The organism is Streptomyces sp. NPDC058619, assembly GCF_042717785.1.
Classification (GTDB): domain Bacteria; phylum Actinomycetota; class Actinomycetes; order Streptomycetales; family Streptomycetaceae; genus Streptomyces.
Genome location: NZ_JBHXQN010000025.1, coordinates 1 through 13,744 on the forward strand (window position 1 = coordinate 1; position 13,744 = coordinate 13,744).

The window sequence follows — 13,744 nt, forward strand, 5'->3', positions numbered from 1 at the left end:
GAACGGGGCTATCCAGGACGGCTCCGACGCCGTGATCACACCAGCCACACCAAGATCATCTCACCGTGACCAGCAGTTACGGGACAAGCCTTAGCTTACGCCGCAGATAACGACATCAGCGGCCTCTCCCGTCCGGCATGACGGCTGCTTTTCGATTCCGCTGCATATCGAAGCCGCTGGAGTGTCCCGTGACCGAACCACTGCTCCTCTCCGCGCCCGCCGGCCCTTCCGGGCCACCGGCTCTCCGGAAGCCCGGTGCTGCGGTCGGCCAGCTGGACGTACATCTGGCTCTTCCGCTCCGTACCGCTGATCGTCGTCCTGCTCTTCCTCTACAACTTCAGCGCGCTGTACCCGACGCTGAGCGTCGGGGTGCCGTTCGGGCCCGCGTTCTTCACCTTCGAGGAGTCCCGGCTCGCCACCGACCTCGTCGTGGCCGTCGTCGGGCTGAGCCTGAGCGAGGCGGCGTACGCGGCCGAGATCGTCCGGGCCGGCGTGCTCTCCGTCGACCAGGGCCAGCACGAGGCGGCCGCCGCCCTGGGCCTGCCCAAGCGGTACCAGTTCGCCCGGATCGTGTTCCCGCAGGCGCTCCGCTCGATCGTCCCCTCGTACGTCAACCAGCTCATCGGCCTGCTCAAGGCCACCTCGCTGGTCTTCTACGTCTCCCTGCTCGACCTGTTCGGCTCGGTGCAGAGCCTGGCCAGCACCTACCCCGGCGACGTGGTGCCGCTGCTGCTGGTGGCCACCGTCTGGTACGTGATCCTGACCAGCGTCGTCTCCGTCGTGCAGTTCTACGTCGAGCGGTACTACGCCCGCGGCGCCCTGCGCACGTTGCCGCCCACCCCCGTACAGCGGGCCCGGGCGGGCCTGCGCGAGGTACGGACCCGCTTCCAGAAGGAGACGGCCCGATGACCGCCACGGCCACCCCGGGCACCACGGCCACCACCGCCGACGCGGGCCCCGACGCGGGCCCCGACGAGGGCGCCGGCGGCGCACGGCCGGCCGGGATCGAGGTGCACGCCGTGCACAAGTGGTACGGCGCCCAGCACGTCCTGGACGGAGTGAGCCTGACCGTCGCGCCGGGCACGGTCACCGTGGTCCTCGGCCGCTCCGGCTCCGGCAAGTCCACGCTGCTGCGGCTGCTGAACCACCTGGAGAAGCCCGACGCCGGGCACGTCAGCGTGGGCGGCGAGCTGATCGGCGTACGGCGCCACGGGACGCGGCTCAAGGAGCTCGGCGGGCGCGCGATCCTCGCCCAGCGCAGCCGGATCGGCTTCGCCTTCCAGAACTTCAACCTCTTCCCGCACCTGACCGTGCTGGACAACGTCGCCGCGGCCCCGGTGGCCACCGGCCGGCTGCGCCGCGCCGAGGCGGAAACCCTGGCGCTCGGGCTCCTGGAGCGGGTCGGGCTCGGCGGCCGGACCGGCGCCTACCCGCGCCAGTTGTCCGGAGGTCAGCAGCAGCGGGTCGCGATCGCGCGGGCCCTCGCCCTGCGGCCCGGGGTCATCCTCTTCGACGAACCCACCTCCGCCCTCGACCCCGAACTCGTCGGCGAGGTGCTGTCGGTGATCAAGGACCTGGCGACCGGCGGCACCACGCTCGTCATCGTCACGCACGAGATCGCCTTCGCCCGCGAGGTCGACGACGAGGTCGTCTTCCTCCACGAGGGCCGCGTCGTCGAACAGGGCCCGCCCGGCCGGGTGCTGGACCACCCGCAGCACCCCCGTACCCGGGAGTTCCTCAGCAAGGTGCTGTGACCCGCTCCCGCTCCCCCGGCCTTCCGCCCTCCGCCCCCCACGGCGCCGTCTCCAACGGGGCGGCCCAGCAGGCCGAACTGACCGTCCCCGTCGTCGAGTCCCTGCGCGCCCAGCTGCCCGAGGCCGTCCGTGAGCGCGGCGAGCTCGTGATCGGGGTCGGCGCGCTGCCCGCCGGGTTCCCGCCGCTGGCGTACGTCGGCACCGACCAGAAGACCTTCACCGGCGCCGAGCCGGACCTCGGCCGGCTGGTCGCCGCGTCGCTGGGGCTCAAGCCCGTGGTGGAGAACTCCACGTGGGAGAACCTCTTCGTCGGCATCGACAGCGGCAAGGTGGACGTGGCCTTCACCAACGTCACGGTCACGGAGGAACGCAAGAAGAAGTACGAGTTCGCCTCCTACCGCCAGGACAACCTCGCCTTCGAGGCGCTGAAGGAGAACACCTGGAACTTCGGCGGCGACTACCGCAACCTCGCGGGCAAGACCGTCGCGGTCAGCTCCGGCACCAACCAGGAGAAGATCCTGCCGGAGTGGCAGAAGAAGCTCCAGGCCGAGGGCAAGGACATCAACGTCAAGTACTTCCCCGACGCCAACAGCGTCTACCTGGCCCTGAGCGGCAAGAAGATCGACCTCAGCTTCGGCCCGAATCCCTCTATCTCGTACCACATCACCCAGACGGCCGGCGGAAACGCCCCCACGCGCAACGCGGGCTCCTTCTCCGGCGCCGGCGAGACCCTCCAGGGGCTGATCGCGGCCACCGCCAAGAAGGACAGCGGCCTCGCCAAGCCGGTGGCGGACACGATCAACCACCTCATCGAGAACGGGCAGTACGCGCAGCTGCTCACCGCCTGGAACCTGTCCGACGAGGCCGTGGCCACTTCGGAGGTCAACCCTCCCGGCCTTCCCGTCACCAACTCCTGAGCCCGCGGGCCGTCCCCCGGCCCACCGCCCGCGCCCCGGAAGGAGAGCCGCGTCCCATGAGCACCGGCACCCCCACCCCGCTCGCTCCGCACATCCTCGACAACCCGGCCTGGGCCTCCCTGTCCGGGCCGCACGCGGCCTTCGCGGAACATCCGGGAGGCCGGACGGGCGGCCGCGCCGCGCACGCCGCCCGCTACGCCGCCGACGTCGCGCCGTTCGCGGCGATCGCCAACCCCGCCGACCCGAGGTCCTGGGCCGCGCTGCACGAGCTCGTGGGCGCGGGCGGGGCCGTGACGCTCGCCGGGGTGCTGACCCCGCCCGGGGACTGGGAGACGGCCCGCTGCCGGACGTGGACCCGGAGGTCGGGGAGAACACCATCGCCCTGGGGCGCGCGAGCGTGCGCCAGTTCCGCGACCCGCTGGCCACCGCCCGGGAATGGCGCGCGCTCGCCGAGGCCAAGGACCTGTCGATCCGCGAGCTCGTCATCGCGACCACCTCCCGCCAGACGTTCGTCGGCAGCGCCGCGACCGTCGCGGAGTCGATCGACTCGCTGGTGCAGGCGGACGCCGCCGACGGGTTCATCCTGGTCCCGCACATCACCCCGGGCGGCCTGGACGTCTTCGCGGACACCGTCGTCCCGCTGCTCCAGGAGCGCGGGGTCTTCCGGTCCGAGTACGAGGGCACCACCCTGCGCGACCACCTCGGGATCTCCGTGCCGGACGCGGGGCCCGACGCCGGACGGACGGCGGAGCCGCGGGCCGCGGCCTCGTGAAGTTCCTGGCGATCACGCTGATCGCGGACTCCCCGGACCCGGTGACGGGCGCCCCCACCCCCACCCGCGAGCGGTTCCGCCAGGTCGTCACGGCCGCCATCCTCGCGGAGGAGCTCGGCTTCGACGGCTTCGGGGTCGGCGAGCGCCACGAGCGGCCGTTCCTGTCGTCCTCGCCGCCCGTGGTCCTCGGCCGCACGGCGCCCTGTTCCAGTCGGACGTCGCGCCGGTGCTGCGCGGTGCGGTCCCCGACCCCGTCTTCCCCTCCTCCCCCGACCTGTAAGGAGCCCGGCCATGTCCGGCATCCCCCTCGGTGTCCTCGACCTCGTCCCGATCTCTTCCGGATCCACCGCGGCGGAGGCCCTGCACCGCAGCATCGACCTGGCCCGGGAGACCGAGCGGTTCGGCTACGCCCGCTACTGGTTCGCCGAGCACCACCTCAACCCGGGGGTCGCCGGGACCTCGCCGGCGGTCGTCCTCGCGCTGACCGCCTCCGCCACCACGACGATCAGGATTGGCTCGGGGGCCGTCCAGCTCGGGCACCGCACCGCGCTGTCGACCGTCGAGGAGTTCGGTCTGATCGACGCCCTGCACCCGGGGCGCCTGGACCTGGGCCTGGGCCGCTCCGCGGGCCGCCCGCCGGCGGCCCCGGCCGAGCCCGCGCGGCCGGGCACCCCGGTGGTGGACGGGTACACGCCGAACGGACTGCACGTTCCGGCCCGGTTCTCCTTCGCGCACCTGCTGGGCGACCCCCGGGTCGCCCTCCAGCAGAGGCTGCTCAACCTGCCCGGGGCACAGCCCCAGGAGTACGGCGAGCAGGTCGACGACGTCCTGGCGCTGCTGCGGGGCGAGTACCGCTCCCCGGAGGGCGTGGAGGCGCACGCCGTCCCCGGCGAGGGGGCCGACGTACAGGTGTGGATCCTGGGCAGCAGCGGTGGGACGAGCGCGGAGGCCGCCGGCCGCAACGGGCTGCGGTTCGCGGCGAACTACCACGTCAGCCCGGCGTCGGTGCTGGAGGCGGCCGAGGGCTACCGGGCGGCCTTCAAGCCGTCCGCCGAGCTGGACCGGCCGTACCTGACGGTGTCCGCCGACGTGGTGGTGGCCGAGGACGACGAGACGGCGCGCGAGCTGGCCACCGGGTACGCGCCCTGGGTGCGCAGCATCCGGACGGCCGAGGGCGCCATCCCCTTCCCCTCCCCGGACGAGGCCCGCCTGCTGCCCTGGACGGACGCCGACCGGGACCTGGTCGCCGACCGGGTGGACACGCAGTTCACGGGCTCGGCCCGGACGGTCGCGGACCACCTGGAGCGGCTCCAGGAGGCCACGGGGGCCGACGAGCTGCTGATCACGACCATCACCCACGACCACGCGGACCGGGTCCGGTCCTACGAGCTGCTGGCCGAGGAGTGGGCGCGGCGATGACGGCGGGCGCGCGCGCCGCTGCCGGCGGGCAGGTGTGACGGAAGTCTGACGGACCGCCGGGGCCCCTGGCGCCGGGGGTCCGGCGGTGGTCGAATCGGCGGGTGAGCACAGAAGAACGCACGGACCACGGGGACCCCGACGGCCGGGGCGCGCCGGTCGGGCGCCGGCTGGTCCTCGGGATGCTCGGCCTCGGGGCCGCCGGGCTGGTCGCCGCCCCCCACCTGCAGCGCGGCGTCGAAGCCGTCACCGGACGGGACCCCACGGGGCTGACCGGGCTGCTGCCGAACGGCGGCGGATTCCGCTACTACTCGGTGGCCTCCTCCGTCCCCGAGCGCGGTCCGGAGGACTACCGGCTCACCGTGGACGGCCTGGTCGAGCGCCCGGCGACGTACTCCCTGGACGCCCTGCGGGGGCTCCCGCAGACCCGGCTGGTCCGCGACGTCCAGTGCGTGACCGGCTGGCGGGTCCCCTCCACCCCCTTCGAGGGCGTGCCGCTGTCCCGGCTGCTCGACGCCGCCGGGGTGCGCCCCGAGGCCCGGGCCGTGCGCTTCGACTGCTTCGACGGCACGTACACCGAGAGCCTCACGCTCGCGCAGGCGCGGCGGGACGACGTCCTGGTGGCGCTGCGGATGCAGGACCGGCCGCTGGGCCACAGCCACGGCGGTCCGGTGCGGCTGTACGTCGCCCCGATGTACTTCTACAAGTCGGCGAAGTGGCTCTCCGGCATCACTCTCACCGACCGTGTCGAACCGGGCTACTGGGAACGGCTCGGCTACGACGTCGACGCCTGGGTCGGCCGCTCGAACGGACGTGACGATGCCCCCACCGCCTGAACGCCCGGCGCGCGTGCGCCGGTTCACCGCAGGCCAGCGCTGGGTCCACCGGACCACGGCGTGGCTGGCCCTCGTGTGCGTCGCCTCCGCCGCCTGCCTGTACCTGCCGCCGCTGGCGGAGCTCGTGGGCCGCCGCCGTCTGGTAATCCTCGTCCACGAGTGGTCGGGCCTGCTGACCCCGCTCCCCTTCCTGCTCGGCCTCGCCTCCCGCGCCTTCCGCGCCGACCTGCGCCGGCTGAACCGGTTCGGGCCGCACGACCGGCAGTGGCTGCGCTCGGCGCTGCGCCGCGAGCAGGGGCCCCGGCCCGCCGGCAAGTTCAACGCCGGGCAGAAGGTGTACGCGGGCTGGCTGGCCGGAGCCGTGCTCGTGATGCTCGGCACGGGGCTGCTGATGTGGTTCACCGGCCTCGCCCCGCTCGTCTGGCGGACCGGCGCCACCTTCGTCCACGACTGGCTGGCCCTCGCCCTGGCCGTGGTCCTCGCCGGTCACATCGGCAAGGCCCTGGCCGACCCGGAGGCCCGGCGCGGCATGCGCACGGGCTCCGTGGAGCGCGAGTGGGCCGCGCGCGAGCACCCGCTGTGGGAGCACTCCGACCGGTGACCGGGCCGGCGTACGGGCCCCCTGCGCGGCGCGGGCGTACGGGAGGGGCGGCGCCGGCCGGTGCCGCCCCTCCCCCTCCGGCGGGCTCAGCCGCCGTCGCGCACCGCGACGATGCCGTTGAAGACGCCGACGTAGGCCGTGCCGTCCGGGCCCAGGGTGATCGGGGCCCAGTTGTTGTCGTACAGCGGGCCCGTCCCGGTCAGCCGGCGCCAGCGGCGCTCACCGGTGCGGAAGTCCACCGCGGTGAGGTACCAGGCGTCGATGCCCCAGAAGTTGGGCTCCTTCTCGTAGAAGTAGAGCAGTCCGTTCGCGGTGGAGAGCTTGGGGACGACGGAGGGCGAGCGGATCGCGCTCTGCCACACGGTGTCGCAGCCGCTGCCGTCGGCCCGGACGTCGATGCGGCTGACGCCGCCCACGACGGATTTGCCGAGGAGCAGGGTGGTGGGGTTCTCGTAGCCGTAGTTGTTCTCGACGACGATGCTGTTGCCCCAGGTGATCAGGGAGTTGTCCGTGGTCGAGGCGCCCGAGCCGAAGACGGGCACCTGGCAGACGAGCCGCCCGCCGGCGGGGACGTCCACGCCCCGCCGGTAGACGAGGACGTTCATCCGGTCGTCGGCGTTGTCGGTGATGGCGACGTAGCCGTTGCCGAACAGGTCCGGGGTGGTTCCCGAACCCTGGTTCACGGAACCGGGCTTGGCCTTGGTGCCGCGGTCGTAGGTCTGGCGCCACTGCGCTTCGGGCGTGCCGTCGGCGGCGGCCCGGAAGCTGTACAGGGCGTGGTCGGTGACGATGGAGACACCGTCCTCGGCGACCGAGAAGGAGTTCTGGATCTCCTCGCCCGCCAGCCGTACGGAGCGGATCTGCGAGGTCGCCGGGTCCACGGTGCCGACGCGTCCCTGGCGGGTGACCCACCAGATGCGGCCGGACCAGTCGGGCATCACGGACGTGACGGGGTCGCAGGTGCCGCTGGGCCGCAGGTTGGTCCAGGTCACGCAGTCGTGCGGGACCTGACCGGTGAGGTCCCAGTCGTCGTCGACGGTGAACTTCCAGCTGCCGTCCGGGTTCTGCCCGTGGGAGAGGCGCAGGATGTGCTGGCGGGAGTCGGCCAGCACGGCCCGGTCCTGGTCGTCCAGGTAGAAGTAGGCACCGCCCGAGGTGTCCTTGAAGATCTTCGCGAAGTCGAGCGAGGTGATCGCCTCGACCGTGGAGGAACGCTGCGGGAGCTGGTACTCCGCGAGCGTGGCGAGCGTGCGGGGCTCCAGCAGCTTGACCTTGAAGCCGGAGAACGTGCCGCAGACGGTGACCAGGCGGCCGCCCGAGTCGAAGGTGGCGGTGGCGCATTCCCCGCCGAGGGCGGCGATCTTCTCGCTGGTCACCTGCGGGTTCTTGCCGAGCGGCCCGGACCAGGGCGAGGTCGCGCTGCCGGCGGCGTCGGAGTGCATGCCGCTGCGGCCGTTGGGCGCGAGGAAGGGGTGCTGGGGCGGTGCTTCACCGGGCAGCGGTGCGGCGGCCGCCGGGCTGCCCTCGTAGTGGCTGACCAGGCGGTGGCCCGGAGCCTTGGGTATCTCCTCGGCCTGGGCCGGCGTGATGCCGTACATCGCCGTGAAGGCGACGACGACCGGGACCACAGCGCAGTTCAGCGCTCTTCGGAGCATCCGGGCTCCCTCCCTCTCTCTTCAGTCCTCTTGACATCGTGTCTGACGTCGCGCCGCCGCCAGACGCTAGATCGCGGTGCCCGAGGAGTCCATGGAAGAGGCGGATGATTCACGAGGGCGCAACAGTCGATCAAGGAGGGCGGTCAGGGGCCGAGGCCGGACACCGCGTTCGCGGTGGCCGCGAGGCCGTCGTGGATGGTCGCGGCCAGGCTGCTGCTCGCGAGGTGGAAGCCGAGCAGCACGCAGACGAGGGCGTGGGAGAACTTGAGGGTGCCGCTGCGCACGAAGACGCACGCGAGGACGAGGAGCAGGACGACCACGGAGAGGGAAATCACCATCGGAACCTCCTTGTGCGGCGTCATGGTGGCGCAGGAGGGGGTGCCTTCGGGCGAAAGTCGTGTCCGCCGTACGGGTGTTGACGGTCCGTGACGGGTATTCAGTCCTTGACGATCTCGTCCCAGTGCGTCGTACGGTCACACCAGCGCGTGAGCAGCACCGGATCGTGGCCGACCGCGAGCAGGCCGGCGCCGGTGTCGGCCCGGTACTCCTCGACCACCCTGACCAGGGCCGCCGTGGTGGAGGCGTCCAGCATCGCGGTCATCTCGTCGCAGACCAGCCAGCGCGGGCGCAGGATCAGCGCGCGGGCCAGGCAGGCACGTTGCAGCTGGCCGTCGCTGACCTCGTGGGCACGGCGGGTGAGCAGATCCCGGCCGAGTCCGACACGCTCCGTCAACTCGGCGACGGTCGCGTCCGCTTCCGTACGGCGTCCCGTGGCGCGGAGGGGTTCCGCGACGAGGTCGCGCAGCCGCAGGCGGGGGTCGGCGGAGAGCCGGGGCTGCTGGAAGACGACGCCGACGGAGGTCCGCAGGTCGCGCGGGGCCCGGTGCCGGTAGCCGGTGACGGCGCGGCCGTCCAGGGACACGGTCCCGCGGTCCGGGCGGTGCAGCAGGGCGGCGACGCGGGCGAGGGTGGACTTGCCGCAGCCGCTCGGCCCGAGGAGCCCCAGGGACTCGCCGGGGCGCAGGGTGAGGTGCGCGCCGCGGACGACGGGGGCGCGGCGGTCGTAGCCGGCGGTGATGCCGGTGAGCTCAAGCATGGTGGCAGGCCACCCCTTCGGTGAGCGCGGGCCGTTCGGCGCGGCAGGCGTCGTCGGCGCGGGCGCAGCGGGCGGCGAACGCACAGCCGGGCGGGAGCGCGCCGAGCTCGGGCGGGGCGCCGGGGATGGGGGCGAAGGCCCGTTCGGGCAGGGCGTCGAGGAGGCCGGCGGCGTAGGGGTGGCGGGGGCCGGGCTCGCCGAAGAAGGCGACGGCGGGGCCCAGTTCGACGATCCGGCCGGCGTACATGACGGCGACGGTGTCGGCGATCCGTTCGGCGGCGGCGAGATCGTGGGTGATCATCAGCAGGGCCCGGCCGGCGTCTCGGGTGTGGGCGCGCAGCTCGTCGACGGTGCGGTGGACGAGCTCCCGGTCGAGGCCGGTGGTCGGCTCGTCCGCGAGGAGGAGCGGGGCGTCGCCGATGAGGGCGAGCGCGGTGGCGGCGCGCTGGGCGAGGCCTCCGGAGAGTTCGTGGGGGTAGCGGTCGAGGTGGTCGGCGGGGAAGGCGGCCCGTTCGGCCGCGGCCTCCGCGGCGGCGCGCAGCGCGTCCCCGCCCCGGCGCCCGCGGGGGGCCGGCACGGCCGGCCGGACCAGGGCGCGGATGGTCTCCTCCAGGTGGGCCCGGACGGTGCGGACCGGGGTGAGGTGCGCGGCCGGGCTCTGCGGGACCAGGCCGACGCGGCGGCCCCGTACGGTCCGGGCGAGCGTGCGCTCGTCGGCGGCGAGCAGGTCGAGCCCGTCGGCGAGCCGGGCCGAGCCGGCGGTCTCGGCGTTGCCCGGGAGCAGGCCGAGGAGGGCCGAGGCGAGCACGGACTTGCCGCAGCCGCTCTCGCCGACGAGGGCGAGGCACTCGCCGGGGGCGAGCCGGAAGGAGGCCCCGGTGACGGCCTCCACGTAGCGGCCGGCGCGCATGCGGAAGCGGACGGAGAGCCCGTCGACGGCGAGCACGGGCGCACCGACGCCGCCCGCGGTGTCGGGGCCGGTGCCGGAGCCGGCACCAAGACAGGGACCGGAACCGGAGCCGGAGCCAGGGCCGGGACCGGCGCCAAGACCGGGACCGGGACCGGGACCGGCGAACGCCGGGGTCCCCGGGGCGGACCCCGGCGCCGTCGGCGGAGTGGTGGCGGGTCACAGGGTCAGCTCCGAGCGGCGGCGGGGGTTGAGGCGGTCGCGCCAGGCCCCCGCGAGTCCGGCGATGGCCAGGGTCGGGATGATCAGGAGGAGCCCCGGGAAGAGGGTGGGCCACCAGTCCCCGGCGAGCAGCGAGCCGCGGGCGCTCTGGACCAGGTTGCCCAGGCTGGCCTGGTGCGCCGGCAGCCCGAGGCCGAGGAACGACAGGGCGGACTCGTGCCACATGGCGTGCGGGACCATCAGTACCGCGGCCAGCCCCGCCTGCGGGAGCACCCCGGGCACCAGGTGGCGGACGGCCACCCGCCATCGCGAGGCGCCGCCGGAGATCGCGGCGTCCACGTACGGGCGGCCGCGCAGGGAGAGGACCTCGGCGCGGACGATGCGGGCCGTCGACAGCCAGTGGGTGACGGCCACGGAGACGACGACGGGCCAGACGCCCGGCCGGAACATCGCGACGATGAAGATGCCGAGCAGCAGGTGCGGGATCGAGGACAGGGTGTCCACGGCCCGCATCACCAGCCGGTCGGTCCATCCGCCGAGCGCCCCCGCGGCCGCTCCCACAGCCGTGCCGAGGACGGTGGCGACGAGCGCCGCCACCAGACCCACCAGCAGCGAGACCCGCAGTCCGTAGACGCAGCGGAGCAGCAGGTCGCGCCCGACGTCGTCGGTCCCGAAGGGGTGCGCCCACGAGGGCGACAGCAGCTTCGCCGACAGGTCGGCCGCCTGCTGGTCCAGTTGCGCCAGGGGCGGCACCAGCAGGACCGCGAGCGCGATCAGCAGCACGATCGCCGCCGAGGCCCGCACCCGCAGGGTCCGCGTCGAACTCCGCGCGGTCCCGGCGGACTTCCACACCGGCCCGCTCTCCGCCGTCCGCACCGTCCCGGCCTCCGTCGCCGTCCTGGCTGTCGTCGTCTTCGCCTTCGCCACGGGGGCCACCGGCTCAGCCATCGAAGCCCACCCTCGGGTCGGCCAGCCCGTACAGCAGGTCGGAGAGCAGGTTCCCGGCGAGCACCGCCGCCGTGGCCAGCACCGTAAGCGCCGCCAGCAGCGGGAAGTCCACCGAGGTCGCGGCCTGTACGGTCGCCGCCGCGATGCCCGGCCAGCTGAAGACGGTCTCCACCAGCAGCGCGCCGGTGATCAGTTCCGGCACCCGGGAGCCGACCAGCGTGAGCATCGGCAGCATGCCGGAGCGCAGCGCGTGCCCCAGCAGGACGCCCCGCTCGGCCAGCCCCCGCGCGCGGGCGCCGCGTACGGGGTCCTCCTCCAGCGCGTCGGCCACGCCCTGGCGGGCGTACAGGTAGAACCAGGGGAGCTGGGAGATCCCCAGCACCAGCGCGGGCAGCACCAGGTGCGAGGCGACCTGCCCGAAGCTGACCACGTCGCTGCCCGCGTCCGTGAGGCCGCCCGCGGGCAGCACTCCGAGGTGCACCGAGAAGAACCAGATGGCCAGCAGCCCCAGCCAGAACGCGGGAGCCGCCTCCAGGGTGTAGGCGAGCGGGCTGACGGCCCGGTCCAGGAGGCCGCCCTGACGGCGCGCGGCCAGCACGCCCAGCGCGGTCCCCAGCAGCACGGCCACCGCGAAGGCGCTCGCGGCGAGCAGCGCGGACCAGCCCAGCCGTTCCCCGATGACGTCGGCGACGGGCTGACGCATCACGGCGGAGGTGCCGAAGTCGCCGGTGAGCGCCGAGGTGAGCCAGTCCCACCAGCGCGCGACGAGCGGCTGGTCGGCTCCCAGGTTGACGCGCAGCTGGTCGAGTCGGGCCTGCGAGGCGGTCAGTCCCGCCGTGCCGGCGTAGGCCTTGACGGGGTCGAAGGGGGACAGCGCCGCGATGGCGAAGACCCCGAAGGTGACGACGAGCAGGACGGGGGCGGCGAACAGCGTCCGCCGCCCCGCCATGCGCGCCATCGGCCCCCAGGGGAGGCGGCCGGAGCGGGAGGTCACGTCGGGCTGCTCACTTCTGCTTCGGCTTCCAGGTCTCGACGTTCCACCAGGGGCCGGAGCCGAGGCCGTGGTCGTGCGGCTCGACCTGCGTGGTGAGGCCGTCCCACTTGTCGTTCACCACGTACAGGTGGTCGATGTGGGTGAGGAAGACGTAGCCCGGGTTCGTGACGAGCTCGCGCTGCACGGTGTCGTACGCGGCCTTGCGGGCGGCCGGGTCGCCACTGCGGCGGCCCTCGGTCAGCGCCCGGTCGACGGTCGGGTTGTCGTACCGGGCCATGTTGTTGAAGCCGTCGCCCGCGAGGGAGGAGGTCAGCAGCAGGTACTGGTCGAAGTCGGGGTCGGCCGGGGAGCCGCCGCCGGCGAGGACGGCGTCGGTCTTCATCCGGGGCTCGATGACCTCCCAGGTCCCCGCCTCGGTCCTGACCTCGATGCCGGCCTTCTTGGCGTCGGAGGCGAAGGCGAGCGCGTGGTCCTGGCGGATCTTGTCGCCGGAGGTGTACCAGAGCGGGAAGGCGGCCCGGACCCCGTCCTTGACGCGGACGCCGTCCGCGCCGGGCTTCCAGCCCGCCTCGTCGAGGATCTGCTGCGCCTTCCCGAGGTCGTGCGCGCGCTCCGTGCCGGCCGTGAACCACGGGCTGCCGGTGGGGACCGGCCCGAAGGCGGGCTTGCCCGCGCCCTCCAGGAGCTTGTCGACCATGGCGGTGCGGTCGACGGCGGTGTCCAGCGCCCGGCGGACGGCGACGTCCCCGGTGACCGGGTGGTGCGTCGGGAGGGTGACGGTGCGGTAGTCGAAGGTCGTGGCGGCGAGCGTCGTGCGCGCCTTGTCGGCGGCGAAGCCCTCGGCGAGGTTCGGCGGCAGGACCGCCGCGTCGAGCTCGCCGGAGCGCAGCCGGGTCGCGCGGACGTCGTCGTCCTTGATGACGGCCATGGTGAACTTCTTAACCGCGGGCTCGCCGCCCCAGTAGCCGGGGTTGGCCGTGAAGCTGAGCTTCTCGCCCTTGGACCAGCCGGTGAGCAGGTAGGGGCCGGTGCCGACGGGCCGGGTGGCGAAGTCGCCGCTGTTGACGTCCTGGCGGCCCGCGACGTGCTCGGGGGCGATCGGCAGCACGGTCCGCTCGGCGAACGGGGCGTAGGGGTACTTGAGGGTGAAGACGACCGTGTCCGCGCCGCGCGCCTCCATGCCCCCGATCGCGTCGAGTTCGGTCTTGGACGCGTTGTTCGTCCTCGCGTCGAGGATCGTCCGGTAGGTGAAGACGACGTCCTCGGCGGAGAAGGGCTGCCCGTCGCTGAACTTCACGCCCTGGCGCAGCTTGTACGTGTAGGTGAGCCCGTCCGCGGAGACCTCGGGAAGGGCCTGGGCCAGCGCGGGTTTCAGCTTCATGTCCGCGTCGTGGGCGAGCAGCCCGTCGAAGATCTTGGAGTTGCCGTCCTTGCCGTAGCCGAGCAGCGGGCTCAGGCTCTCCGGTTCGGTCGCGATGCCGACCACGGCGGAGTCCGCGGATCCCCCACCGGCGCCCCCGCCGGGGTGGGAGCAGGCCGCCACTCCCGTGATGAGTGCGACGGCCAGCGTCGCGCGGGCCACTCCCCGTACCGTCCGGGCCGTCATGCTGTACACATCCCTGTTCA

General features: G+C 73.6%; 12 protein-coding genes and 3 pseudogenes. 8 read left to right on the forward strand and 7 right to left on the reverse strand.

Features of this window, described 5'->3' with window-relative positions:
- Positions 1–237: 237 nt before the first annotated feature.
- The 8 genes and pseudogenes from ACFWTC_RS23455 to ACFWTC_RS23490 form a co-directional block, all read left to right on the forward strand.
- A pseudogene (locus ACFWTC_RS23455) lies at positions 238–909 on the forward strand (amino acid ABC transporter permease); the annotation flags it as partial.
- Complete coding sequence (locus ACFWTC_RS23460) at positions 906–1,754, forward strand: amino acid ABC transporter ATP-binding protein (protein ID WP_384028373.1); 849 nt, start codon at positions 906–908, stop codon at positions 1,752–1,754. The pseudogene ACFWTC_RS23455 and the gene ACFWTC_RS23460, both read left to right, overlap by 4 nt.
- Positions 1,751–2,671 (forward strand): transporter substrate-binding domain-containing protein, encoded by a 921-nt coding sequence (locus ACFWTC_RS23465; protein WP_384028371.1) that lies wholly within the window; start codon positions 1,751–1,753, stop codon positions 2,669–2,671. Before ACFWTC_RS23460 ends, ACFWTC_RS23465 begins: the two co-directional genes overlap by 4 nt.
- A 331-nt stretch (positions 2,672–3,002) precedes the next feature.
- Positions 3,003–3,443: pseudogene (locus ACFWTC_RS23470) on the forward strand (F420-dependent methylene-tetrahydromethanopterin reductase); the annotation flags it as partial.
- A pseudogene (locus ACFWTC_RS23475) lies at positions 3,440–3,658 on the forward strand (LLM class flavin-dependent oxidoreductase); the annotation flags it as partial. The pseudogenes ACFWTC_RS23470 and ACFWTC_RS23475, both read left to right, overlap by 4 nt.
- Positions 3,659–3,734: 76 nt before the next feature.
- On the forward strand, positions 3,735–4,862 hold the full coding sequence (locus tag ACFWTC_RS23480) for an LLM class flavin-dependent oxidoreductase (protein ID WP_383916141.1): 1,128 nt from the start codon (positions 3,735–3,737) through the stop codon (positions 4,860–4,862).
- Positions 4,863–5,041: 179 nt separating this feature from the next.
- A complete protein-coding gene (locus ACFWTC_RS23485) occupies positions 5,042–5,695 on the forward strand; it encodes a molybdopterin-dependent oxidoreductase (RefSeq protein ID WP_383916280.1) in 654 nt (217 codons plus the stop codon).
- Positions 5,679–6,296 (forward strand): cytochrome b/b6 domain-containing protein, encoded by a 618-nt coding sequence (locus tag ACFWTC_RS23490; protein ID WP_383916143.1) that lies wholly within the window; start codon positions 5,679–5,681, stop codon positions 6,294–6,296. Before ACFWTC_RS23485 ends, ACFWTC_RS23490 begins: the two co-directional genes overlap by 17 nt.
- An 86-nt stretch (positions 6,297–6,382) precedes the next feature.
- On the opposite strand, the gene ACFWTC_RS23495 is transcribed toward ACFWTC_RS23490, so the two are convergent.
- The 7 genes from ACFWTC_RS23495 to ACFWTC_RS23525 all read right to left on the reverse strand — a co-directional run bounded on the left by ACFWTC_RS23495 (position 6,383) and on the right by ACFWTC_RS23525 (position 13,724).
- The gene (locus ACFWTC_RS23495; RefSeq protein ID WP_383916145.1) at positions 6,383–7,951 is read right to left on the reverse strand and encodes a hypothetical protein; all 1,569 of its coding nucleotides are present in this window, start codon (positions 7,949–7,951) and stop codon (positions 6,383–6,385) included.
- Between the two features lie 143 nt (positions 7,952–8,094).
- Positions 8,095–8,289 carry a hypothetical protein gene (locus ACFWTC_RS23500; RefSeq protein ID WP_383916147.1) on the reverse strand — a complete coding sequence of 65 codons (195 nt, stop codon included), beginning with the start codon at positions 8,287–8,289 and terminating at the stop codon, positions 8,095–8,097.
- Positions 8,290–8,387: 98 nt separating this feature from the next.
- On the reverse strand, positions 8,388–9,047 hold the full coding sequence (locus tag ACFWTC_RS23505; protein ID WP_383916148.1) for an ABC transporter ATP-binding protein: 660 nt from the start codon (positions 9,045–9,047) through the stop codon (positions 8,388–8,390).
- Positions 9,040–9,957 (reverse strand): oligopeptide/dipeptide ABC transporter ATP-binding protein, encoded by a 918-nt coding sequence (locus ACFWTC_RS23510; protein ID WP_383916282.1) that lies wholly within the window; start codon positions 9,955–9,957, stop codon positions 9,040–9,042. Before ACFWTC_RS23510 ends, ACFWTC_RS23505 begins: the two co-directional genes overlap by 8 nt.
- Before the next feature lie 216 nt (positions 9,958–10,173).
- On the reverse strand, positions 10,174–11,124 hold the full coding sequence (locus ACFWTC_RS23515) for an ABC transporter permease (RefSeq protein ID WP_383916150.1): 951 nt from the start codon (positions 11,122–11,124) through the stop codon (positions 10,174–10,176).
- Positions 11,117–12,082, reverse strand: a complete 966-nt coding sequence (locus tag ACFWTC_RS23520; protein WP_384028378.1) for an ABC transporter permease — start codon at positions 12,080–12,082, stop codon at positions 11,117–11,119. Before ACFWTC_RS23520 ends, ACFWTC_RS23515 begins: the two co-directional genes overlap by 8 nt.
- Positions 12,083–12,128: 46 nt before the next feature.
- A complete protein-coding gene (locus ACFWTC_RS23525; protein ID WP_384028369.1) occupies positions 12,129–13,724 on the reverse strand; it encodes an ABC transporter substrate-binding protein in 1,596 nt (531 codons plus the stop codon).
- Positions 13,725–13,744: the final 20 nt, after the last annotated feature.

Coding starts and splice junctions, on each gene's coding strand:
- ACFWTC_RS23460 (WP_384028373.1), top strand. CDS start 906: ATGACCGCCACGGCCACCCCGGGCACCACGGCCACCACCGCCGACGCG.
- ACFWTC_RS23480 (WP_383916141.1), top strand. CDS start 3,735: ATGTCCGGCATCCCCCTCGGTGTCCTCGACCTCGTCCCGATCTCTTCC.
- ACFWTC_RS23485 (WP_383916280.1), top strand. CDS start 5,042: ATGCTCGGCCTCGGGGCCGCCGGGCTGGTCGCCGCCCCCCACCTGCAG.
- ACFWTC_RS23490 (WP_383916143.1), top strand. CDS start 5,679: ATGCCCCCACCGCCTGAACGCCCGGCGCGCGTGCGCCGGTTCACCGCA.
- ACFWTC_RS23495 (WP_383916145.1), bottom strand. CDS start 7,951: ATGCTCCGAAGAGCGCTGAACTGCGCTGTGGTCCCGGTCGTCGTCGCC.
- ACFWTC_RS23500 (WP_383916147.1), bottom strand. CDS start 8,289: ATGGTGATTTCCCTCTCCGTGGTCGTCCTGCTCCTCGTCCTCGCGTGC.
- ACFWTC_RS23505 (WP_383916148.1), bottom strand. CDS start 9,047: ATGCTTGAGCTCACCGGCATCACCGCCGGCTACGACCGCCGCGCCCCC.
- ACFWTC_RS23510 (WP_383916282.1), bottom strand. CDS start 9,957: ATGCGCGCCGGCCGCTACGTGGAGGCCGTCACCGGGGCCTCCTTCCGG.
- ACFWTC_RS23515 (WP_383916150.1), bottom strand. CDS start 11,124: ATGGCTGAGCCGGTGGCCCCCGTGGCGAAGGCGAAGACGACGACAGCC.
- ACFWTC_RS23520 (WP_384028378.1), bottom strand. CDS start 12,082: ATGGCGCGCATGGCGGGGCGGCGGACGCTGTTCGCCGCCCCCGTCCTG.
- ACFWTC_RS23525 (WP_384028369.1), bottom strand. CDS start 13,724: ATGACGGCCCGGACGGTACGGGGAGTGGCCCGCGCGACGCTGGCCGTC.